The 21,792-nt window shown below is 63.9% G+C and carries 18 protein-coding genes and 1 pseudogene; 11 read left to right on the top strand and 8 right to left on the bottom strand.

The features are described 5' to 3' along the window. Nucleotides 1-186: 186 nt before the first annotated feature. The 9 genes from ACYCAX_RS13115 to ACYCAX_RS13075 all read left to right on the top strand — a co-directional run bounded on the left by ACYCAX_RS13115 (nucleotide 187) and on the right by ACYCAX_RS13075 (nucleotide 10,813). Nucleotides 187-1,710 (top strand): flavin-containing monooxygenase, encoded by a 1,524-nt coding sequence (locus tag ACYCAX_RS13115; protein WP_460248205.1) that lies wholly within the window; start codon nucleotides 187-189, stop codon nucleotides 1,708-1,710. Next, nucleotides 1,707-2,582 (top strand): alpha/beta fold hydrolase, encoded by an 876-nt coding sequence (locus ACYCAX_RS13110; protein ID WP_460248204.1) that lies wholly within the window; start codon nucleotides 1,707-1,709, stop codon nucleotides 2,580-2,582. Before ACYCAX_RS13115 ends, ACYCAX_RS13110 begins: the two co-directional genes overlap by 4 nt. Before the next feature lie 213 nt (nucleotides 2,583-2,795). Next, nucleotides 2,796-3,953 carry an iron-containing alcohol dehydrogenase gene (locus tag ACYCAX_RS13105; RefSeq protein ID WP_460248203.1) on the top strand — a complete coding sequence of 386 codons (1,158 nt, stop codon included), beginning with the start codon at nucleotides 2,796-2,798 and terminating at the stop codon, nucleotides 3,951-3,953. A gap of 12 nt (nucleotides 3,954-3,965) precedes the next feature. Next, on the top strand, nucleotides 3,966-5,297 hold the full coding sequence (locus ACYCAX_RS13100; protein ID WP_460248202.1) for an APC family permease: 1,332 nt from the start codon (nucleotides 3,966-3,968) through the stop codon (nucleotides 5,295-5,297). Nucleotides 5,298-5,375: 78 nt separating this feature from the next. After that, nucleotides 5,376-6,800 carry a gamma-aminobutyraldehyde dehydrogenase gene (locus ACYCAX_RS13095; protein ID WP_460248201.1) on the top strand — a complete coding sequence of 475 codons (1,425 nt, stop codon included), beginning with the start codon at nucleotides 5,376-5,378 and terminating at the stop codon, nucleotides 6,798-6,800. Between the two features lie 45 nt (nucleotides 6,801-6,845). Then, nucleotides 6,846-8,099, top strand: coding sequence for a diaminobutyrate--2-oxoglutarate transaminase (locus ACYCAX_RS13090; RefSeq protein ID WP_460248200.1), 1,254 nt, complete (start codon nucleotides 6,846-6,848; stop codon nucleotides 8,097-8,099). Nucleotides 8,100-8,153: 54 nt separating this feature from the next. Next, nucleotides 8,154-9,572, top strand: coding sequence for an aspartate aminotransferase family protein (locus tag ACYCAX_RS13085; protein ID WP_460248199.1), 1,419 nt, complete (start codon nucleotides 8,154-8,156; stop codon nucleotides 9,570-9,572). A gap of 29 nt (nucleotides 9,573-9,601) precedes the next feature. After that, nucleotides 9,602-10,519 carry an NAD(P)-dependent oxidoreductase gene (locus ACYCAX_RS13080; RefSeq protein WP_460248198.1) on the top strand — a complete coding sequence of 306 codons (918 nt, stop codon included), beginning with the start codon at nucleotides 9,602-9,604 and terminating at the stop codon, nucleotides 10,517-10,519. 147 nt (nucleotides 10,520-10,666) lie between these two features. Continuing rightward, nucleotides 10,667-10,813: a hypothetical protein gene (locus ACYCAX_RS13075; protein ID WP_460248197.1), complete on the top strand. Its 147-nt coding sequence runs from the start codon at nucleotides 10,667-10,669 to the stop codon at nucleotides 10,811-10,813. A 52-nt stretch (nucleotides 10,814-10,865) separates the two neighbouring features. On the opposite strand, the gene ACYCAX_RS13070 is transcribed toward ACYCAX_RS13075, so the two are convergent. The 7 genes and pseudogenes from ACYCAX_RS13070 to ACYCAX_RS13040 all read right to left on the bottom strand — a co-directional run bounded on the left by ACYCAX_RS13070 (nucleotide 10,866) and on the right by ACYCAX_RS13040 (nucleotide 17,558). Beyond that, complete coding sequence (locus ACYCAX_RS13070; RefSeq protein WP_460248196.1) at nucleotides 10,866-11,909, bottom strand: AraC family transcriptional regulator; 1,044 nt, start codon at nucleotides 11,907-11,909, stop codon at nucleotides 10,866-10,868. Between the two features lie 5 nt (nucleotides 11,910-11,914). Next, nucleotides 11,915-12,154 (bottom strand): annotated as a pseudogene (locus ACYCAX_RS13065) (helix-turn-helix domain-containing protein); the annotation flags it as partial. A 222-nt stretch (nucleotides 12,155-12,376) separates the two neighbouring features. Further along, a complete protein-coding gene (locus ACYCAX_RS13060) occupies nucleotides 12,377-14,047 on the bottom strand; it encodes an acyl-CoA synthetase (protein ID WP_460248195.1) in 1,671 nt (556 codons plus the stop codon). A 107-nt stretch (nucleotides 14,048-14,154) separates the two neighbouring features. Further along, a complete protein-coding gene (locus ACYCAX_RS13055) occupies nucleotides 14,155-14,922 on the bottom strand; it encodes an SDR family NAD(P)-dependent oxidoreductase (protein WP_460248194.1) in 768 nt (255 codons plus the stop codon). Continuing rightward, the gene (locus ACYCAX_RS13050) at nucleotides 14,922-16,094 is read right to left on the bottom strand and encodes an acyl-CoA dehydrogenase family protein (RefSeq protein ID WP_460248193.1); all 1,173 of its coding nucleotides are present in this window, start codon (nucleotides 16,092-16,094) and stop codon (nucleotides 14,922-14,924) included. Before ACYCAX_RS13050 ends, ACYCAX_RS13055 begins: the two co-directional genes overlap by 1 nt. A 52-nt stretch (nucleotides 16,095-16,146) precedes the next feature. Then, nucleotides 16,147-16,503 carry a DUF6285 domain-containing protein gene (locus ACYCAX_RS13045; protein ID WP_081519970.1) on the bottom strand — a complete coding sequence of 119 codons (357 nt, stop codon included), beginning with the start codon at nucleotides 16,501-16,503 and terminating at the stop codon, nucleotides 16,147-16,149. Beyond that, the gene (locus ACYCAX_RS13040) at nucleotides 16,500-17,558 is read right to left on the bottom strand and encodes a phosphotransferase family protein (protein ID WP_460248192.1); all 1,059 of its coding nucleotides are present in this window, start codon (nucleotides 17,556-17,558) and stop codon (nucleotides 16,500-16,502) included. Before ACYCAX_RS13040 ends, ACYCAX_RS13045 begins: the two co-directional genes overlap by 4 nt. A gap of 199 nt (nucleotides 17,559-17,757) precedes the next feature. Between ACYCAX_RS13040 and prpR the strand changes: the two genes are divergently transcribed. Together prpR and ACYCAX_RS13030 are read left to right on the top strand one after the other, a co-directional pair. Then, complete coding sequence (gene prpR / locus ACYCAX_RS13035; protein ID WP_460248191.1) at nucleotides 17,758-19,728, top strand: propionate catabolism operon regulatory protein PrpR; 1,971 nt, start codon at nucleotides 17,758-17,760, stop codon at nucleotides 19,726-19,728. Nucleotides 19,729-20,307: 579 nt separating this feature from the next. Continuing rightward, nucleotides 20,308-21,456, top strand: coding sequence for an MFS transporter (locus tag ACYCAX_RS13030; RefSeq protein ID WP_460248190.1), 1,149 nt, complete (start codon nucleotides 20,308-20,310; stop codon nucleotides 21,454-21,456). Between the two features lie 89 nt (nucleotides 21,457-21,545). Here ACYCAX_RS13030 and ACYCAX_RS13025 read toward each other — a convergent pair whose 3' ends face one another. After that, entirely contained in the window at nucleotides 21,546-21,788 is a 243-nt protein-coding gene (locus ACYCAX_RS13025; RefSeq protein ID WP_460248189.1) for an integrase core domain-containing protein, read from the bottom strand. Nucleotides 21,789-21,792: the final 4 nt, after the last annotated feature.

Here is a 21,792-nt window from a genome sequence, read left to right as displayed (position 1 = left end):
CCCCTTGATCACGACGCCAGCGATAGCAGGTCGATTCGGCGCCTTCACGACTGAACTGTTCAAATCGCCCCAAAAAAATAATTTCGCTGTGCATTTTGCATCTTGTCCCGGCCAATCGGCCGTCTCATCATGATCAAACGATCAAGTCAAAAGATCAGTCTCTATAACACAACAATAGGAGGCCATATGTCCTCGCACACTGCTCTTCCGGTTGAGCCACTCGATATTCTGATCATGGGAGCCGGTGTGTCTGGCATCGGTGCGGCCGCCTATCTGCGACGCCATCAGCCCAACAAGACCTTCGCGATTCTCGAGTCCCGTGAGCGAATGGGCGGCACCTGGGACCTGTTCCGCTATCCCGGCATTCGCTCCGACTCCGATCTGTACACCTTCGGCTTTGATTTCAAGCCCTGGACCAAGGCGAAGTCCCTGGCGGACGCCGCAGACATTCTCGAGTACCTGCGCGAGGCCATCGACGAGTATGAACTGGAGTCCCTCATCCAATACAAGCAGACGGTCATCTCGGCGAATTGGCAAACGGACAAAGGCCTGTGGGCGGTGCTGGTAGACGATGGCCACACGGCGCAGCTCCGCACTATCGAATGCCGCTGGCTGTTCAGCGCGGGCGGATACTACCGGTACGACCAGGGGTTCAGCCCCCGCTTCGAGGGAACTGAACGGTTCAAGGGACTGATCGTCCATCCGCAACACTGGCCGGAAAACCTGGACTACGCGGGCAAGCGTGTCGTCGTCATCGGCAGCGGCGCGACGGCCGTGACCCTGATCCCGGCCATGGCGGACAAGGTCTCCAGCATCACCATGCTGCAGCGCACGCCTTCCTACATCATCAACCAGCCCGCCAATGATGCGGTCGCGGCGTTTTTCCGCAGGGTCCTGCCCGAGCAAGCCGCCTACTCCCTGACGCGCTACAAGAATGCCAGGATCACCCTGGCCTTCTGGGCCTTCTGTCAGCGCTTCCCCAAGCTTTCCCGCAAGCTGCTCCTGTGGCTGACCCGCAAGGAGCTGCCGAAAGACTACCCGGTCGACGTCCATTTCAATCCGCCCTACAACCCCTGGGACCAGCGTTTGTGTACGGTTCCCGAAGGCGATCTGTTCAAGGCGATCAGCGCGGGCAAGGCCGACATCGTCACCGACCATATCGAGCGCTTCACTGAGTCCGGCCTGTTGCTGAAGTCCGGCAAGACGCTGGAAGCCGACATCGTGATCACCGCCACAGGGCTGAACATGCAGATGTTCGGGGGCATCAGCCTGTACAAGGACGACAAGCCCGTCGTGCTGAGCGAAACCCTCGCCTACAAGGGCACCATGCTTTCCGGCGTACCCAACTTCGCCTTCGCCGTGGGCTACACCAACTCCTCCTGGACCTTGAAGGTGTGCCTGCTGTGCGACCACTTCTGTCGTTTGCTGGGCTTCATGGACAGCCACGGCTACGACGTCTGCGAACCCACGGCCCCGGACGGGATCGAGACCCGCCCGCTGCTGGATTTCGGAGCAGGCTACGTGCAACGCGCACTGGACAGCATGCCGCGCCAGGGGCCGAGCGAGCCTTGGGTGATGTCGATGGACTACTTCCGCGACGTCAAACTCCTGCGCCGCGGCACAGTGGCTGACGAGTGCCTCGCGTTCACCTCCGTACCCAAAGCGCCGTTGCGCGCAAAGGTTGAGCTGCAACGAGGTAGCCGCGGATGAGTTCCGATCACTTCTGCGAACTGCCTGGCGAGCGCAGGATCTGCTATCGCAGCCACGGCCACGAAGACGCACCAGCGGTGCTGCTCATCGTCGGCCTGGGGCTGCAGTTGACCTACTGGCCGCACTCGCTCATAGCCGGATTGGTCGAGCGGGGATTGCGCGTCATCACCCTGGACAACCGGGATTCGGGCAGATCCTTCTTTACCGAAGTGACACCGCCCTCGGTCATGCAGCAGTTCTTCCGCAAGCGGACCCCGGGCTATGACCTGGGGGACATGGCCGACGACGTAATTGCCCTCATGGATGGCCTGAGGCTGGAGGCGGCGCATGCCGTGGGCATGTCGATGGGCGGCATGATCGCCCAGACGCTCGCAGCGCGTTACCCCAAGCGCATCAGGACCCTCACATCCATCTTCTCCACGACCGGTTCACTGCGCGTAGGCCAGCCCGCGCTCAAGGCCATCCTAAAACTCCTGCGCCGCCCTCCGCGCAATCAGCAGGAAAGCGTTCGAGACTACCTGGACATCATGCGTGTGATCGGCTCGACGCTCGAGTGGGACGAGCAGGGGATGCGCGACTACGCCACGCAAGCCTGGGAGCGAGGTGGCGGCGAAGCGAGCAACCTGGGCACGGCCAGGCAGATCGGCGCAATCATCAACTCGGGTGACCGCACCCAGGAACTCCAGCGCATCCGTTGCCGCACGCTGGTCATTCATGGGGACAAGGACCTCATGGTCGCCACCAACGGAGGCTTCGCCACCGCTGCGGCGATACCCGGCGCGAACCTGGTGCTGCTGCCCGGGATGGGCCATGACCTCCCGGGCTGCCTGTCAGGCACGTTGCTGTCGCTGCTGTCGGGGCACCTGCGCTAATACCAATTTCCTTTAGGGGCGTGCAGCTTGCCGCCCCTTTTTTTATTCAACCGGAGGCTTCTCGCAGCACCTTTGCAGGACACAGAACAACAAGATTCGGGCTTGTTGAAACCGTCAAGCCGTATTCCAAGCGCCCCAGCCGTCAAGACGAACTCGCGCGGGTGCTCCTCCACTGCCCTTTCGACAATCACAACAATCAAGCAAGAGGTATGTATGGAATTCAAGTTCTTACTCCCCAGCAAAGTCGTCATGGAGCCCGGGCTGCGCCAGCGCACCGGTGAACATCTCCTGGCACTTGGCCTGAGCCGCATCCTGATCGTGACCGATCCCGGGGTGAAGGCAGCTGGCCTGCTGGACAGCGTCTACACCAGCCTGGAGAAGGCAGGCATCGCCTTCGAGGAAGTGGCGGATATCAAGGCCAACCCTCGCAGCGAAGACATCAACCAGACGGCGCAGCGGTACCGGGGCACAGGCATCGACGGCCTGCTGGCCGTGGGCGGCGGCAGCGCGATGGATGCAGCCAAGGCCATCAGCGTGCTGCTCACTCATGACGGCCGCATCGAAGACTACGAAGGATCATTCACGCTCTCGCGTGCCATACCACCTATCGTCGCCATTCCGACCACGGCGGGCACCGGCAGCGAGGTGACCTGCTTTTCGGTGATCACCGACACTGCCCGTCATTTCAAGATGAGCGTCCATGATTACCGGGTCGGACCGGTACTGGCTCTGCTTGACTCCCGTATCCTCGACACACTGCCCGCGTCAATTGCCGCCGCGACCGGCATGGATGCTCTTACCCACGCGATCGAGGCCTACACCTGCCGTGTCTCGAACCCGATCAGCGACGGCCTGGCGCTGCATGCCATCCGCCTGATCAGCCAGCACCTCAAATCCGCCGTGCAAGAGCCGGACAACCGGGAAGCCCGGGAGCAGATGCTGGTGGCGAGCCTGATCGCCGGCATGGCATTCGGTAACGCGGACGTCGGCAGCGTGCACTGCATTTCCGAAGCGATCGGCGGCATGTACGACACGCCGCACGGCGTGGGCAATGCGATCTTCCTGCCCTTCGTATTCGACCACAACCGTGACGCCGATATCGTCCGCCATGCCCAGGTGGCCTATGCGCTGGGGATCGATCCCACGCTTTCGCCGGTCGATGCCGCCGAGGCAGCGGTCGGCCATCTGTTCCAGATGAGCAAGGACCTGGGGATCCCCTGCTTCGCCGACGTCAGAGGCGTGCGCGAGGAAGACTTCCTGACCCTGGCGGAGAACTCCAAGCAGAACTTCTCGGACGCCAGCAATGCCAAGTCGATGTCCGTGCAGGCCTACCACGACATCATCACCACCGCTTACCACTTCGTCGCATGAGGGGTGCCGGTCATGAATCAGTCAAACCCCGGCGCCTCGTTGAGACGCACCCTGGGCCCGTTTTCCGTGCTGCTGTTCGGCTTGGCATTTCTAGCCCCGCTTATCGTCTTCGGCACCTACGGCGTGATCTCGCAGGCAAGCGGGAACACCACGGCGATGGCCTATCTGGTCGCGGCGACCGGCGTGGTGTTCACGGCGTTCAGCTATGGCCGATTGGTGAAGGTTTTCCCGGTGGCCGGCTCGGCCTACACCTATACCCGCAAGATGCTGAATGCCAATCTCGGCTTCATGGTGGGTTGGGCCGCCCTGCTCGATTACTTCTTCATCCCGATGCTGATCTGGCTGCTCGGCGCCAGCTACCTCAACATGGCGTTTCCAGAGGTACCCCAGTGGGTGTGGATCACCGGGTTCATCCTCTCCACCTCCTTGCTCAATGTCCTCGGCATCCAGGTCGCCAACCGCTTCAACCTGCTGCTGATGGCGGTGCAGCTCGCCATCATCGCCGTGTTCATCGGCCTGTGCGTGCACTACATCGTGGTGGCCAACGGTCCCGGCGGGCTGCTGTCGGCCAGGCCGTTCTTCGACCCGAACGTGCCCTTCGCCACCACCATGGCCGGCGCCGCCATTGCCGCATACTCGTTCCTGGGCTTTGACGCGCTGTCCACGCTGAGCGAGGAGACCCGCGACCCGGGCCGGACGCTGCCGCGCGCCATCGTGCTGGTCGCGTTGATCGGCGGCACGATCTACGTCGGCTCCTCTTACTTCATGTACCTGGCGCACCCCTCCCCCACCTTCGAGCAGGTGGATGGGGCAGCCTTCGAGATTGCCCGGATGATCGGCGGCGACCTGTTCTTCGCCGTGGTCCTGGCGGGGATCATCGTCGCGCACTTCGCGGCGGGGATGTCCTTCCAGGCCAGCGTCGGCCGGCTGCTCTACGCCCTCGGCCGGGACAACCAACTGCCCCGCAAGCTGTTCGGCGTCCTGCATCCGCGTTTCAAGACTCCGGCCTTCAACATCCTGCTCTGCGGCGTTTTCGGCACCGCCGGTTTTGGCTTGACCATCGCCACCGCGACGTCACTGGTCAACTTCGGCGCTTTTCTCGCCTTCACCGCCGTCAACCTGTGCGCGTTACGGCTCACCTTCGATGCACGCACCAAGGATGGCGCCGGCCTGCTGCTCGGCGTGCTCTTCCCCTTCATCGGCCTGATCACAGCCGGGTGGATGCTGGTCAGCCTGGATAAGGACGCGCTGATCATGGGCTGTGGCTGGCTCGCCCTGGGGGCGGTTTATCTCGCCTGCCGAACCAGTTTCTTCCGCCACCCGGTACCTGACGCGCTGGTGTAGCGACCGCTTTCCAATCGACCCCCTGACGACAACCCCAAGGCAAGCCCCTGGCCTTGCCGTTCAATGGCGAGAATCGACATGCAAACAAAACTCCTGATCAATGGCGCCCTCGTGGCCGGCGAAGGCGAAAGCCTGGCCGTGTACAACCCCTCTTTGGGCAGCGTTCTGGTGCAGACCACCGAGGCCAGCAGTGCCCAGGTCCAGGCCGCGGTGCAGAGCGCGGATGCGGCCTTCGACGCCTGGTCGCAAACGCCGCCCAAGGACCGCGCGGCACTGCTGCTCACCCTCGCCGACAGCATCGATGCACAGGCACCGGTGTTCGCCCGCCTGGAAGCGGACAACTGTGGCAAGCCCTACAGTGCCGTGCTGCAGGACGAACTGCCGGCCGTGTCGGACGTGTTCCGCTTCTTTGCCGGTGCCGTCCGCTGCCTGCAGGGCTCGGCGGCGGGCGAGTACCTGCCGGGGCACACCTCGATGATCCGTCGCGACCCTGTGGGCGTCGTCGCGTCCATCGCGCCCTGGAACTACCCCTTGCTGATGGCGGCCTGGAAGCTCGGCCCGGCACTGGCCGGCGGTAACACCGTGGTCCTGAAGCCCTCCGAGCACACCCCGATGAGCACCCTGAAGCTGGGGGAACTGCTCGCCGAGATCTTCCCTGCCGGCGTGGTCAACATCGTCCATGGCCGTGGCGCCACCGTGGGTGAACCCCTCACCAGCCACGCCCGGGTCCGCATGGTGTCGCTGACCGGCTCCGTGCGCACCGGCAGCCGGATCATCGAAGGCACGGCCGACAGCGTTAAACGTATGCACATGGAGCTGGGTGGCAAGGCGCCGGTGCTGATCTTCGACGATGCCGACATCGACGCCGCCGTCGAAGGCATCCGCGCCTTCGGTTTCTACAACGCCGGCCAGGACTGCACCGCCGCGTGCCGCCTCTATGTGCAAAAGTCGGTCTACCCGGAGTTCGTTCGCAAGCTCGGCGATGCGGTGTCCAGCATCAAGTGCGGGCTCCAGGACGATCCGTCGACCGAGATGGGCCCGCTGATCACCCAGGAGCACCTGGAACGCGTCGAGGGCTTCGTCAACCGCGCCAGGGAGCTCCCGCATATCGAGGTGGTCACCGGTGGCAAACGGGCGACGGGGAACGGGTTCTTCTTCGAACCCACCGTCCTGGCCGGCGCCACGCAGGAGGATGAAGTGGTGTGCCGTGAAATCTTCGGCCCGGTGGTCACGGTTACGTCGTTCGAGGACGAAGCCCAGGCCCTGGCGTATGCCAATGCCTCCGACTACGGCCTGGCCTCGTCGGTGTGGACGGCCGATGTGGGGCGCGCCCATCGCCTCGCCGCCCGCCTGCAGTACGGCTGCACCTGGGTCAATACCCACTTCATGCTGGTGAGCGAGATGCCCCACGGCGGGGTGAAGCTGTCCGGGTACGGCAAGGACCTGTCCATGTATGCCCTCGAAGACTACACGGTGGTGCGCCACGTGATGTTCAAGCACTGAAGGCCCCCAAGACAAAGCTTCCCCACTATCTCCAAGAGGTTATGCATGAACAATATCGAGACGTTCGAGAGGCTCGAGTCCAACGTGCGGATGTACTGCCGTGACCTGCCGCTGGTATTCGATACCGCCCAGGGCAGCACGATCCGCGGCGAGGATGGCCGCGAATACCTGGACTTCTTCGCCGGCGCCGGCGCCCTGAACTACGGCCACAACGACCCGCGCATGCGCGATGCCCTGATCGCGTACCTGTCGTCCAACGGCGTGACCCACGCCCTCGACCTGCACACCACCACCAAGCGCCAGTTCCTGGAGTCGATCGAGCGTGACCTGTTCAAGCCGCGCGGCTGGGACTACAAGGTTCAGTTCACCGGCCCGACCGGTGCCGATGCCGTCGAGGCAGCGCTGAAGCTGGCGCGCAAAGCCACGGGGCGCACCAAGGTCGTCTCGTTCTATGGCGCCTACCACGGCATGACGGCCGGCGCGCTGGCCGTCACCGGCAACCGCACTCGCCGAGGTCCCGGGCTGTCCAGCGACGTGGTGTTCGTGCCGTACGAAGACAGCCCCTACGGCGCGTTCGACAGCATCGGCTTCCTCGAACGCCTGGCCAACGACCCGGGCAGCGGCTCGGAAATCCCCGCTGCCGTGATCGTGGAATCCGTGCAGATCCAGGCGGGCGTCTACCCGGCCTCCAACGCCTGGTTGCAGCGGCTGCGCAAGTGGACCACCGATCACGGCGTGCTGCTCATCTGCGATGAGATCCAGGCGGGCTGCGGCCGCACTGGCGACTTCTTCGGCTTCGAGCGCTCCGGGATCGTGCCGGACCTGATCACCTGTGCGAAATCGATCGGCGGCTTCGGGCTGCCGATGGCGATCGTGTTGATTCGCGCTGAACTGGATGTGTGGCAACCCGGCGACCACATCGGCACCTTCCGTGGCAACCAGCTGGCGTTCCTGACGGCCCAGATCGCGCTCGGTTACTGGCGCGACGAGCCGTTCCTGAAGCGGCTCGCCGACAACTGCGCGGCCATGGAACGCGCGGTCGCCGGCTACGCCGAGATTCCAGGCGTAGCGTCCGCGCGCTGCCGCGGCATGATCGCCGGTATCGACTTCGGCCGCGGCAAAGTGGCCTTCGCCAAGGATGCCCAGCAGCGTGTGCTGCAGGCAGGCGTGCTGGTCGACCGCTGCGGCCCGAACGGCGAAATCATCAAGCTGATGCCACCGGTGAACACCCCCACCGACCAGCTCGAACAGGGCCTCAAGGCGTTCGGCGAGTCGGTCGCGGCAGCGCTGAGCCAGTAACGGCACAAGCCTGCGTGCGGCCTGTACCGATACAGGCCGCACGCAGCCCATCGCATGCAGCAGACAATCCGTCCGTGGCAGGAAATCACGCCAATGACCAACGTCAATTCGATCGTGCAGAACGATCTGTCTTCGCTGATCCACCCCTACACCAACCTGGCGCAACACCGTGAGACAGGCCCTTTCGTGATCACCGGCGGGGACGGCGTGCGGGTCTTCGATGACCAGGGCAACGCCTATATCGAAGCCATGTCGGGCTTGTGGAGCGTTGCCCTGGGCTTCAGTGAACAGCGGCTGGTCAACGCCGCCATCGAGCAGTTCAAACAGCTGCCCTACTATCACAGCTTCAGCCACAAGACCAGCGCACCGGCGGCGGCGCTCGCCGCCAAACTGGCCGAGCTGGCGCCCGGCGATCTCAATCATGTGTTCTTCACCAACTCGGGGTCCGAGGCCAACGATTCGATGGTGAAGATGGTCTGGTACATGAACAACGCGCTGGGCAAACCGCACAAGAAGAAGTTCATCTCCCGTCAGCAGGCGTACCACGGCACTACAGTGGCCTCCGCCAGCCTGACCGGCATCCCGTCGATTCATCGCGACTTCGATCTGCCGGCCATCCCGGTTCATCACCTGACCTGCCCGAACGCCTACCGATTTGCCCGGCCCGGAGAAACGGAAGAGGCCTTTTCGGCGCGCCTAGCAGATGAGCTGGAGCGCTACATCCTGGCCGAGGGACCGGAAACCATCGCTGCCTTCATCGGCGAACCGGTGATCGCGGCGGGCGGCGTGATCCCTCCGCCACAGGGCTATTGGGCGGCGATCCAGGCGGTGTGCAAACGCTACGACATCCTCGTGGTGGTCGACGAAATCGTCACCGGCTTCGGCAGGCTCGGCACGATGTTCGGCTCCCAGCTGTACGGCATCCAGCCCGACATCCTGGTGCTCTCCAAACAGCTCACCTCCTCCTATCAACCCCTGGCGGCCCTGGTGGTTTCCGACGCCATTCACGACGTGCTGGTCAACCAGAGCCAGCGCCTGGGTGCCTTCGCCCATGGGCTGACCTGTACGGGCCATCCCGTCGCCACCGCTGTCGCACTGGAAAACATCCGCATCATCGAAGAGCGCGACCTGGTGGGCCATGTCCAGCGCCTGGCCCCTGAATTCCAGCGCCGCCTGCGCGCATTCGCCGACCACCCGCTGGTAGGCGATGTCCGGGGTGTCGGGCTGGTGGGCGCTATCGAGCTAGTGGCGAACAAGGCCACCGGCCAACCGTTCGCCCAGCCCGGTGTGTTGGGAGGCTACCTGTTCAAACAGGCACACAAGCACGGGCTGATCATTCGCGCCATCTACGACACGATCGCCTTCTGCCCGCCATTGATCACCACGCAAGACGACCTCGAAGCGATCTTCAGTGCATTTGATCGGGCGCTGGCTGACGCGACGGACTGGGCCCGGTCACAGAACCTTCTGTAAACAAAAACAAGAACCTGGAGTGTTGAATCATGCATAACCCCGTTGATACCTGTTCAGGCTTTGACGTATCCGTCGTGGGGCTTGGGGCCATGGGCACGATCATGGCGCAAGTGCTGCTCAAGCAAGGCAAACGCGTAGCGGTCTGGAATCGCTCCCCCGACAAGGCGCAGGTGCTCGTGGCTGCCGGCGCCCACCTCTGCGACAGTGCGCACGCCGCGCTGGCGGCGAGCCCGGTCACCATCCTGGTGCTTCTGGACAACGCGGCGGTACTCGAGGTCCTGCAATCTGCCGAGGTGAACCTTGCACTGGCCAACCGCACGATCGTCAATTACACCACCGAGTCCCAGGAAGAGAGCATGGTGCTTCAGGCGCTCGTCAACCGTGCGGGCGGGCACTACGTCAAGGGCATGATCGTGGCCTACCCGCGCAACGTCGGCCACGCGGAAAGCTACTGCATCCATACCGGCGAACGGGAAGCCTTCGAGCAGCATCGCGCACTGCTGCACGTGCTGGCGGGCCATACCCTGTTCCTGCCCTGGGAGGAAACGTACGCGTTCGCCGCCCTGCTGCATGCCCATTCGTTCGCCGCGATGGTGGCGTTCTACGAAACCGTGGGTACGAGCCAGGCATTTGGCATGCCCGTTGCCAAGATGGCCCGGCTGATTCTCGACACGTCGCGCTTCTTCGTCGCCGATGCACTCGAGGAAGCCGTGCGGCGCCTGGAGCAGCAGGACTTCGCGGGTGACCAGGCAAGGCTCGACGTACATGCCAGTGCCTTCGCAGAGATTGGCCAAGCCATGCAGGCAGCCGGTGCCTGGACGCCGGTGTTCGACGCCGTATGCCAAGTGGTTCAGCGTGCAACGTCGATGGGTTACGGCGACCAGGACATCGTGGCCACCACCCAGGCATTCGCGGCAGCGGCCCTCCCCTCGAAACCCGAGCGTTAGCCGGCGCTGACCCGCCCCGTCATCACGGGGCTTTCCAGGTCCGCTCCAGCCTCACAAAGGCCTATTTAATGGCGCGCTTTATCAAGTCTCCGCAGGCGCCAGGGACCAGACTCGACGGCAATTACAACAATAAGTCCGGAGGTTCCTATGCGTGCTTTTGCTTTTCTACTGGCAGGCCTGGTGCTCGCCCTGCTCCTGACGACCAACACCCCGAAGCCTTACGTAGAAAATCGCGCGGCCGTGCGCACAGGGCACCCGGTCGCGAGCATAGGCGATATCTTCCGCCACTATTGATGGGCGAGGCCCGGCGCTGGTTGCTCTCTGCGCAGGCCAGCTCCACCTACAGTCACGTGCGCCCTCGCCCCAGCAAATGCGGCTGGCGCTTGATACCCCGGCTCTTCTGCCAGTTCAACGGGCTCATGTGGAACCAGCGGTGGAAGGCGCGGCAAAATCCGCTGGCATCGGAATAGCCAAGCATCGTGGCCAGCTCGCCGATGTTGACCCAAGGCCTGGAAAGATACGCTTGCGCCATGCACTGCCGGACCTCATCCAGCAACTGCTGGAAAGCCAGGCCTTCGTGCTCCATGAGCTGACGCAACTCGTTCGGCGTCACCGCCATGACACTGGCCACCCTCTCCGCCGTAGCCCGCCCAGCGGGCAGCAGTTGATGTAACAACTGCTTGATCTGGTCGGACAGGTTGTGGCTGGAGAGCGGCTCCAGGCGCTGCATTCTCCTGGCGACCACCTGGTGCAACGCCTCGTCGGAGGCGGCATTGGGCCGGACCAGGATCGACGGCTCGAACACCATGGCCAGGGAGTGCGCGCCAAAGGTTGGCACCATGCCCAGGGCTTGGGCATAAAGGGCCGTGTCGGTGCTGGCCGAGTGCCTCAGCAACACGGCGCTGGGCAACCAGTGCTCCCCCACCAGCGCCCGCATCAATTGAATGCCCACCGCGCAGGCCAGCTCCTCGGCCTGGCGCACGCCGGGCACGTTCGACTGACGAACGCGATAGCTGAGGGTGACCCACCCGCCTTGATGGTCCAGCCCCTCCTCGGCGGCACCGTTGTAAAGAGCGTAGTGGTTGCGTAACTCCAGCAACACCTCCCCGACCGTGCACGTATTGCGCAGCAGGTAGAGCAGATCGCCAAAGACGCCCGGTGCCCGGAACAACCCATATTGCAGGCCGAACAGCGCATTCCCCGAATGCAGGCTGCAGGCCTCCAGCAAGGCGCAATATTGCTGGTAGGGGAAAAGGCCATCCTCGTGTTGCACGCTGTGGTTCGGCAAGCCGATGTGCCTGAGCATCTGCAAGGGATCGAGTCCCTGCGTCGCAGTGAACGCATGGAACCCGGTAAGGCTGATCGCCCGAACGAAACGAACGGTTGCCATGCGGGTCACGCCTCCGCGGATGGCGGTGGCGACGCGGGGCACGTGGCGTTCGGATCGAGCGCCGGCGCCTGGTGCAATTGGCGTTTCCATTGTTGCGGGCTGACGCCATGCCAGCGATTGAATGCCCTGGAGAACGCACCGAGCTGGGTGTATCCCAGCAAGTCCGCCACCTGCGTCAGGCTGACCGAGGCATCACGGATCAGGCGTGTAGCCATCGCCTGGCGCGTCTTGTCCAGCAGCGCCTGGAAACTCGTGCCCTATGTCAGCAGGTAGCACTATTGAAGGTCCGGCTCACGACTTCTGGTCAATGATGGGTGCATGGATTTTGGCGGGTGATGTGAAGCCTTTCCTCGGGATGATCCAGCAGACTCGATCGGCCTGGCGGCTGGCCAGAAGGGTGACCATGCGTCACCCTTCCGATCGGTCGCCGCATACCGAGCGACGACAGGCGCAGAAGCGCAGCTCGATCAGCCTGCGCGGTCTGCGCTTTCCGCTGCCTGTTGCCGAGCCCACTCGCGCAGGACGAACTTCTGGATCTTGCCGGTAGCGGTCTTGGGCAACTCTGCCAGCGTTACATGCCGTGGAGCCTTGAAATGCGCCAGGCGCTCGCGGCACCAGCGAATCAGATCGTCCCCCGTGGTCGTTGCCCGGGCATCGGCACACAGGGTGACGAAGGCCTGGGGGGTCTCACCCCAGCGCGCGTCCGGGCGCGCCACCACAGCGGCCTCGATCACCTCGGGGTGCTGATAGAGCACCTCCTCGATTTCCAGCGAGCTGATGTTCTCGCCTCCGGAAATGATGATGTCCTTGCTCCGGTCCTTGATTTCCACATAACCGTCCGGATGCAGCACGGCCAGGTCACCCGTGTGCAGCCAACCGTCGGCCAGGGCGCTGCGGGTCGCCTCCGGGTTATGCAGGTAGCCTTTCATCACCGTGTTGCCGCGCACCACCAGTTCGCCAAGGGTGGTTCCATCAGCGGGGACCGGCTGGCCGGTGTCGGCGTCCAGCACAGTGGCTTCCTCCAGCATCGGGTGGGCTACGCCCTGGCGGCTCATGAACCGGGCCCGGTCCTCCAGCGGCAACTCGTCGACGCCCGGCTGCCAAAGGCACAGGGTGCTGGGGCCGTAGCTTTCGGTCATGCCGTAGGCGTGGGTGATGCTGAAGCCGAGCGCCTCCATGGCGGCGATCACTGCGCTGGGTGGCGCAGCGCCGCCGGTAATGACCGATACCGGCCCACCGGGCGCACCGGCATGCTTGGCATGGATCAGCATCGACATCACCACCGGTGCGGCACTCAGGTGGGTCACGCCATGCACGGCGATCGCGGCGTGAATCGCTTCCGGCTGCACCTTGCGCAGGCAGACGTGGGTGCCACCCGACAGGGTCACGGCCCAGGTGTGGCTCCAGCCGTTGCAGTGAAACATCGGCAGGGTCCACAGATACACGCTGCGCGGCCCCAGCTGGAAGATCAGGGCACCAGCGCAGGCATTGAGGTAGGCGCCGCGGTGGTGCAGGACCACGCCCTTGGGATCACCGGTGGTCCCGGAGGTGTAGTTGATGGCGATGGATTGCCACTCGTTGCGCGGTGCGCTCAGCGGTCGGTTGACGTCGCCCTGGGCCAGGAAACGCTCGTAATCCAGATCAGCTACCGGGTCACCGCCCTCGGCCTGGGCATCGTTGATGCCCACCAGCAAGGGCGGCGTCTCCAGCATCGCCAGCGCCTGGTGGATCACGGCGCCGAACTCACGGTCGCAGATCAGTACCCTGGCTTCGCAGTGACGCAGGATGAACGCGATGCTGCGTGCCTCCAAGCGGATATTGATGCACACCAGGACCGCTCCGGCGCCGGGTACGCCGTAGTGCGCCTCCAGCATCTCGGGGATGTTCGGCGCCAGGATCGCCACCCGCTCGCCCGGCTGTACGCCGACCCGCTCGAGGGCGCTGGCCAGGGCACAACTGCGCTGGTGCAGCTGCTGGTAGCTGTAGCGACGGTCGCCATAGACCACCGCATCACGCTGCGGGTAGACCTGCGCAGCGCGCTTGAGGAACGACAGCGGCGACAGCGGCACATGGTTGGCCGCATTGGGGGCCAGTTCGTGTTCGAAGCTCGGCGTCATCATGCCAGGCACCTCGTCCATGGGCAGTCCAGGGGTTGCACGCACATATCCATCTCCTGTTTCTTGTTGTCTTGACCGCCCCTGCAGCCCGGTGAACACCGGCGCCGCAGGGCCAGTCACCGCGGCGCCTACAGGCTGCTGCACTGATGGCCGCCATCGACCACGATCTCGCTACCGCTCATGCCCCGTCCGGCGTCGCTGGCGAGCAGCAGCAAGGCACCGTCGAGGTCCGCCGGCTGGTTGAAACGCCGGCTGGGAATACGCGCACGCAACTTCTGCCCCGCTTCGCCGGCCAGGAACGCCTCGTTTAGGTCGGTCATCACATAGCCCGGCGCCAGGGCGTTCACCTGTATGCCGTGGCGCGCCAGCTCCAGGGCCATGGCCCGGGTCAGGTGAGCCAGGCCGGCCTTAGCCGCGAGATAGGGGCCAACGGCGCCGGCCACGCGGCTGGCGAGGATCGAGGTGACGTTGATCAGGCTGCCGCCCTTCCCCGCCGCAACCATGCGCCGGGCGCTTTCCTGGGCCACGGCCCAGGCGCCCTTGAGGTTGGTATCGAGCACGCGATCCCAGCTGTCATCGTCGCAGGCTAGCAAGGGTTGGCTATCGCTCACCCCGGCGTTGTTGACCAGCACATCCAGCGGGCCCGCGGCATCGAGCACCCGGCAGATATCCTCGCGGCAGGTCACATCGAGGGCGAAGGCACGGGCACGTCCTCCCGCCCCCTCGATGGCCTCCACCAGTTCCTGCAGCGGCGCCTGGCGCCGGGCAGTCACCACCACCTCGGCGCCCGCGGCGGCCAGGGTCATGGCGAAGTGTCGGCCCAGGCCACTGGAAGCGCCGGTAACCAGGGCGCGACGACCGGCGAGGGAGAACAGTCGAACCAGGTCGGGCTGCATCAGTGACTCCCCGGGCGCTGGCCGAGCAGCTTCTTCGCCAGGCTCATCCGGTGCACTTCGCTCGGACCGTCGTAGATGCGGAACGGGCGGATGTCACGGAAGATGCGCTCCACCACCGTGTCCCCGGTCACCCCGCGCCCGCCCAGCACCTGCATGCAGCGATCCACCACCCGCCACAGCGCCTCGGAGCTGATCACCTTGGCCATGCTCGAATCGACATTGCCCCGCTGGCCCTGGTCGAGCACCCAGGCGCAGTGCCAGACCGCCAGGCGCACCACATGCAGGTCCATCTGGTTGTCGGCCAGCATGAAGCCCACGCCCTGGTGCTCGCCCAGCGGCTTGCCGAAGGCGTCGCGAGTGCGCGCATAGTCGCAAGCGATGTCGTGGGCACGGCGCGCGGCACCGAGCCAGCGCATGCAATGGGTCAGGCGCGCAGGCGCAAGGCGCACCTGGGCGTAACGGAAGCCCTTGCCGATCTCACCCAGTACATCGCTCGCCGGCACCCGCAGGTTGTCGAAGCGCAGTTGGCCGTGACCGCCGGTGAAGCAGCGGTCCAATGAATCCAGCTGACGCTCGTGGACGATGCCCTCACGCTGCATGTCGGTGAGGAACATGGTCGCCGTGCCATCTTCCATGCACGCCATGACGATGGCGAAGTCGGCCCCCTCGGCGCCGGTGATCAGCCATTTGCGACCATTGATCACGTAGTCGTCACCGTCGCGGGTGGCGGTTGTGCGCAGCATCGACGGATCAGAGCCCGAGCCCGGCGCCGGCTCGGTCATGGCGAAGCACGAGCGGGCACGCCCCTGGACCAGAGGCCGCAGCCAGCGGTCCTTCTGCGCCTCGGTGGCGACCACGTCCATCAAGTGGATGTTGCCTTCGTCCGGGGCGTGGATGTTCAACGCCACCGGGCCCAGCGGCGAGTAGCCGGCCTCTTCGAAAACGATGGCCTTGGCCACGTGGCTCAGCCCCAGGCCGCCCATCTCGCGGCTGGCATGGGGGGTCAGCAGGCCGACATCGCGTGCACGGTCCAGCAGGTCCAGGCGCAGGGCGTCACTGGGACCGTGGCCGCCCTGGCGGGGGTCGTTTTCAAAGGGGATCACCTGTTCCGCAATGAAGTCTCGGGTCTTGGCCTGCAGCGCCAGGAGTTCGTCCGGGAGGGAGAAGTTCATGGTTGTCCTTGTGGGCGAGTCGGTAACGAGGAGTGGGAGTGGCCAGCCGTGCTCAGGGCACGGCCTTGGGATTGCTGATCGCCAGCTGGGCGAGCGTGATTGCGCGCAATGCGCCAACCAGGTTGCGGCGGGCGTGCGGGGCATCATGTGCACCGGCGCGGATCGCGTCTGCCAACTGGCGGCGGGTCTCGGGCAAGGTGGCGGGCGCCCCATCCACCAGGGCCGCCAGGCGCGTCCGCTCCTGGTCTTCGAGCACGGCCTTGGCGCGGCTTTCCCGAGCGGCGATGGCCATGGCGTTGGCGATCATCAGCACCGGATAGCGCAGCTCGCCAGGCGAGGCCGGCAAGACCTGTTCCAGCAGCGTCTGGCGAGCAATGTCGAGCAGTTCAGCGGCATTCGGCTGGGTCATGGCGCATCGGCTCCAGTCATGTTCAGGATGTCGAGTTCGAGCTCGGGCAACAGGCGTGCAGTCAATGCCAGCTCGAGGGAAGGCTCCTCACCGGAGAGGTGGCGCTGACCTTGCTGCAGGGCGATCACCGCCCAGCGCAAGGTGGCCATGACCTGCCAGTAGTGCAGTTGGCTGCGCTCGATGGAGAGAGCGGACAGCTCGTGGTAGCCCTGCAGGAAATCCTCCAGCACGCCGATGCCACCCGCTTCGAGGTCGGGCCGGGTGAAGCGCCAGCAGGGGGCGGTAAACCAGCCCAGGTCCTCGCAGGGGTCGCCCCAGCCGGTGAATTCCCAATCAAGCACGGCCTCGAGGCCCTGCTCGCTGGCCAGGTAGTTGCCCGTGCGGTAGTCGCGATGCAGCAGGCACAGGCCGCTGCTGGGCGGAACCTGCAGCTCGCACCAGCGCAACCCCCACTCCAGCACCGGATAGGCATCGGCGAGGGTGTCTAGGTAGCGGCGGTAGGCCTGGATGGTCACCAATGCCGACGAGCTGTCCGGCATGGGCAGGAAATCCAGCGTGGCGCACGGCGGGCAGACCTGATGCAGACGCGCCAGGTTGGCACCGAGCTGCGCCGCCAGCCGCGCCTGGCCCTGGGACCCGGCGCCCGCGCTGAGCAACCGCCCGGCGGCGACACCCGGCACGTACTCCATCAGGAAGAACACCCGGTCATGGACGCGAACATCGCGGCATAGCCAGAGCGGGCGCGGCACCTTCACGCCTGCCTGGTGCACCACCTGCAACACGGCGAACTCCTGCTCGCGATCGAGGCTGGCGGGAAGCGCGGAGAGGGCATCGCTACGCAGCACCCAACGCCGGGAACCGGCCCACGGGCCGCCCTCTATCTGCAGATCCAGCAGCCAGTTTTCCTGGATGGCGCCACCGCTCAGGCGCTTGCGGGCCTGGATGACCACCCGAGTTGCCGAAGCCTGTTCGCGGATGAAGTCGGCCAGGCGGTGATCGTCGGGCCTGGCCTCCAGCGCATCGCTGGCCGGATAAATCGTTGGAGAACTGCTCATGGATCGGTGGGCTCTGCCTGGGTTCTGAATGGGCAGAAACCCGGAAGCAAACCCCGGGCCAATTTCCCAATAGTTCGCTGCAGGCCTCATGCAGCCTGGGATTGGGCATTCCCCGGGAGCGGAGCGACAGACCTGTTATTGCAAATATGCAACCAACTAATTCAGTATCGAAACACTTCAACAATGAACAGACTCAGCCATGAACCCTCCCTCCTCCCAGGTCGTCGTGCTGATAAGCCACCTGCAACGTCCCCAGCAACGCAGCCGACTCGCCCATGTGGTGACCAGGCTCACACCGGACTATCCCGACACCCATATCGAGATACTCGATACCTCGGTGACCGAAGCGTTGCAGACCGCCCGGGAACTGGAGCAGACAGGCAAGGTCGATGTGTTCGTCTGTGCCGGGGCCACAGCCGCCTACCTGCGTAAACACCTGACGCGCCCGGTCCTGGCGATGCGAGTGGGCGGCGGCGACCTGCTTCGGGCATTGGGGCAGGCCAGTGAAATCTCCTCGCAGGTGGCCGTGATCAGTTACAGGCGCATCAGCCAGGACCTGCAGGCCATGGCCACGCTCTTCACGGCGCAGATTCATCAGGCCGCCTACACCACGCTCGAAGAGGCCCGCCAGGCCGTGGAGCAGGCCGCCCGGCTGGGCTGCCGCAGCATTATCGGTTCATCGACGGTGGTGGAGCTGGCGGAACAGGCAGGGCTACATGGCGTGCTTTCGCTGAGCGAGGACACCGCGCGAAAGGCCCTGGAGGAAGCCATGGGCATTCTCGACAGCCAACGCATCGAGATCGCCAAGCGACGGCATCTGGATGCCGTGCTGAAACACATCCCCGTCGGCGTCGCGGCGGTCGACAACCAGGGCACGGTGCAGTCGCTCAATCCGGCCCTCGCCCAATTGCTGGAGCTGCCGATCAGTGCCGCCCTGGGGCGACCGCTGGAGCAATTGTGTCCGGAGCTGGACCTGCAGCAGGCGTTGCACAGTGGCGCCAGCGAGGAAAACAGGGTAATCCGCCTCGGCTCGCACGCGGTGGTCAGCAACCTGCTGCCCATCCTGGAAAACGGCGAACGCACCGGCCTGGTCCTGACCTGCCAGGACATCACGGCCGTGCAGCGCGCCGACCAACGCATTCGCTCCACCCGCCGTCCCGGCGCGTTCGCCGCCCGCTATCGGCTCGACCAACTGGATGGCAACAGCAAGGCCAACCGCGAAATGCTGCAACTTGCCAAGCGTTTCGCCACCAGCCAATCGACCATCCTGATCACCGGCGAAAGCGGTACCGGCAAGGAGCTTCTGGCCCAAGGCATCCACAACGAAAGTCCACGCTGGAAGAACCCCTTCGTCGCCATCAACTGCGCCGCATTTCCCGAGTCCCTGCTGGAAAGTGAACTGTTCGGCTACGAGGAAGGCGCCTTCAGCGGCTCACGCAAGGGTGGCAAGCCTGGCCTGTTTGAAGCCGCGCATCGAGGCACCTTGTTTCTCGATGAGATCGGCGACATGCCCGTGCCGCTGCAGACACGCCTGCTGCGCGTACTGCAGGAGCGCGAGGTCCTGCGCCTGGGAGGCACCGAGCCGATTGCCATCGATGTGCGCATCATCGCCGCCACGCACAAGGACCTCAGCGCCGCCATCAAGGAGGGCGAGTTTCGTACCGACCTGTACTACCGGCTCAACATTCTTCGCCTGCAGACCACACCTCTGCGCGAACGCCCCGAAGACATCCCCCTGATCTGCCGGGGCATCAGCCAGCGCCTGCTGGCCCAGGGGCAACCCACGGGCGCGGCCGCCATAACCGAGGCCTTGCAACCGTACCTCTTGCGCCACGCCTGGCCAGGGAATGTCAGGGAACTGGAGAACGTCATCGAGCGAGCGATGCTTTCAGCCAATGAGATCCTCCACGAGCAAGGTGTGGATGTGCAGTCCCTGGCTTACGTCCTGCCCGAACTGTGGGAAGGCCTGGCCCCGCCAGCCCCTCAGAAGCAACGACCGCGCACTAAGGAGGACTTGCACACCATCGGCAAAACCGCACAGCTGCAACACATACAGGAGACGCTGGAAAGCTGTCAGGGCAACCTGGACGAAGCGGCGCGTCGACTGGGGATCAGCCGGACCACGCTATGGCGACGGCTACGATCGGCGAGACAAGTGGATCGTGGGTGATATCTTCCAGCTATCCCGGACACGACGTCAGACGAGACGAGCAAGCCCCTAGCTTGTAATTTTCCCGAATCCACTCGCCATTTGCGGTTGCGTGTAGTCACGCTGACTGCGCCGCACACCTTCTGCCATCTGCGTTCCCCTGAATATAAGGCCAAATGTGTAAGCCCTATTCAGGACGGGACACGTCGATGAATTCTTTCCACACCGATGCCCCTGGGCAGTCGTCACCGAAAGCCAACGAGCCTGCTGCCGGCCGTTTATCGCTGAACAATCACTGCATCTGATTGACTCCGACACACCTCATTTATAAGGCTGCCCCGCCGCTTGTCGGCTGCTGGAAACGCCTCTAGCCTAAATCATATAACTTTCGTTACCACAATTAACTCAGCCGCCGATAACGGACGTAGAGAAGATGTGAGATCGACGGCCAAGCGCTGATATTGAGCGCAGGAATTTCAGGCGACCCACGGTCGTCAGCCTCACGTATGGAGGCGGGGTTATCAGAACAACAACAAAACGGATGGCTCTGCAGCAACACGGGCCACAAGTCCTGCCTTTCCACCCATCGAGGTCATGACAGTGTCAGCAATAGACTTGGCTCCCTCCAGGAGGAACGTCCTTGCGGCGCTGGCGATCGCCTGCGCCAGCGTATTGATAGGCGGTATCTACCCGGTATTCATCGGCACGCTGCTCAGCGAGAGCAGACTGAGCCTGGACAAGGTCGGACTCTTTGTCATGACCGAGCTGTTGGCTTTGGTCGTCGGAATCTTTATCGCCAGCCTGTACGTCAAGCTAAACAGGGTGCGCACAGCCAGCATTCTGGCCAGCCTGGCCGGGTTGCTGACCAATCTGTTGTGCCTGGCTGCTCCCACAGAGTTCTCGATCATCGCCCTGCGTGGTGCAACGGGTATCTCGGAAGGCATATTGGTCTGGATCGCCACAGCTGTGGTTGTCCGTGCGAGCAATCCAACACCCTACTTCGCAGTCTCCATTTTTCTACAGCTGGTTTCACAAGCCGCCACAGCGGCCACCCTATCGATCATCACCATTCCCGTTTACGGCTCGCAAAGCGTCTTCGTGACCCTGGCTGCGCTCTGCGGCCTCTCGATGCTGCTCTCGCTGCTCATCCCCCGAGCACTGGCGTCACCAACTGGCAATGGAAACCGTGGCTTCATCTGGCGACTGCAGCATTTCAGGCCGCTGGCCATAGCATTTCTTCAGATAGCCGCTATCAGCGCCTTCTGGGCTTATCTCGAGCCGCTGGGGGAATCCCTGGGTTATGACGCCCAAGGCATTCGCTCGCTGGTATCCGCCACCCTGTTGGTCGGCGTAATGGGCGCGAGTCTTTCCATGCTCACCGTGCAGCGCTTCCGCTCCGGAATCACCGTCTTCTTCGCGTCATTGGGGATGATGATTATCGGTACAGCCATGTTAGCAACGCATGCCGGCGAGCTGTACCGCTTCGCCATCCTGCTGTGCGCCTACCAGATAATCTGCACCTTCATCGTACCCTTCCAGTCGACGCTGGCCATTGACGTGGACAGAACCGGAAGGGTTGCAACGGCCATTCCCATGGCACAACTGTTCGGTCAGGCGATGGGGCCCTTCATTGCCTCGCTCGCGGTCCACAACGCCCCAGCCCCCGCCTTGCTGACCGCAATCGTCATGGCGGCCATCGCCACACTTTTGTCGGTCCGTGTGCCCAGGCGCGCATTAGTCAAGGCATAACCAGCAGCTCACCCGAACCACCGGTTGTCATCTCTTTATAGTGTCCAGTCCTGAAATAGGTTTACACCTCTCAGGGCGGTTTCTAGACCTCAAAACGCCCGATGCACCGCGTCGGGCGTTTTGTATTTCAGGGCGAGGTGAGGCCGCTCCTGGTTATAGATATCGACCGCCTTGCACGCCATGCGGCGTGCCTGGATCAGGTCTGAATATTGCCGGCTCGGCGCAAGTGTTTTACAGAGCTTTGTAGACACGACCATCAAGACGGCAACCTCATTCAGCCCAAACCAAAAGAGAGACCGTGCTCCAGACGCATAAGACCAAGGCCGCACCATAATT

Source organism: Pseudomonas sp. MT3 (genome assembly GCF_054720805.1).
Note: the sequence above shows the minus strand (reverse complement) of the source record. Positions and strands in the feature narration are given on the sequence as shown.

Bases quoted from the DNA above. Each gene is read 5' to 3' on its own strand.
- ACYCAX_RS13040 (WP_460248192.1), bottom strand. From the start codon at position 17,558: ATGAGCAGTTCTCCAACGATTTATCCGGCCAGCGATGCGCTGGAGGCC.
- ACYCAX_RS13045 (WP_081519970.1), bottom strand. From the start codon at position 16,503: ATGACCCAGCCGAATGCCGCTGAACTGCTCGACATTGCTCGCCAGACG.
- ACYCAX_RS13080 (WP_460248198.1), top strand. From the start codon at position 9,602: ATGCATAACCCCGTTGATACCTGTTCAGGCTTTGACGTATCCGTCGTG.
- prpR (WP_460248191.1), top strand. From the start codon at position 17,758: ATGAACCCTCCCTCCTCCCAGGTCGTCGTGCTGATAAGCCACCTGCAA.
- ACYCAX_RS13060 (WP_460248195.1), bottom strand. From the start codon at position 14,047: ATGGACGAGGTGCCTGGCATGATGACGCCGAGCTTCGAACACGAACTG.
- ACYCAX_RS13085 (WP_460248199.1), top strand. From the start codon at position 8,154: ATGCAGCAGACAATCCGTCCGTGGCAGGAAATCACGCCAATGACCAAC.
- ACYCAX_RS13070 (WP_460248196.1), bottom strand. From the start codon at position 11,909: ATGGCAACCGTTCGTTTCGTTCGGGCGATCAGCCTTACCGGGTTCCAT.
- ACYCAX_RS13050 (WP_460248193.1), bottom strand. From the start codon at position 16,094: ATGAACTTCTCCCTCCCGGACGAACTCCTGGCGCTGCAGGCCAAGACC.
- ACYCAX_RS13075 (WP_460248197.1), top strand. From the start codon at position 10,667: ATGCGTGCTTTTGCTTTTCTACTGGCAGGCCTGGTGCTCGCCCTGCTC.
- ACYCAX_RS13115 (WP_460248205.1), top strand. From the start codon at position 187: ATGTCCTCGCACACTGCTCTTCCGGTTGAGCCACTCGATATTCTGATC.
- ACYCAX_RS13110 (WP_460248204.1), top strand. From the start codon at position 1,707: ATGAGTTCCGATCACTTCTGCGAACTGCCTGGCGAGCGCAGGATCTGC.
- ACYCAX_RS13100 (WP_460248202.1), top strand. From the start codon at position 3,966: ATGAATCAGTCAAACCCCGGCGCCTCGTTGAGACGCACCCTGGGCCCG.
- ACYCAX_RS13095 (WP_460248201.1), top strand. From the start codon at position 5,376: ATGCAAACAAAACTCCTGATCAATGGCGCCCTCGTGGCCGGCGAAGGC.
- ACYCAX_RS13055 (WP_460248194.1), bottom strand. From the start codon at position 14,922: ATGCAGCCCGACCTGGTTCGACTGTTCTCCCTCGCCGGTCGTCGCGCC.
- ACYCAX_RS13025 (WP_460248189.1), bottom strand. From the start codon at position 21,788: ATGGTGCGGCCTTGGTCTTATGCGTCTGGAGCACGGTCTCTCTTTTGG.
- ACYCAX_RS13105 (WP_460248203.1), top strand. From the start codon at position 2,796: ATGGAATTCAAGTTCTTACTCCCCAGCAAAGTCGTCATGGAGCCCGGG.
- ACYCAX_RS13090 (WP_460248200.1), top strand. From the start codon at position 6,846: ATGAACAATATCGAGACGTTCGAGAGGCTCGAGTCCAACGTGCGGATG.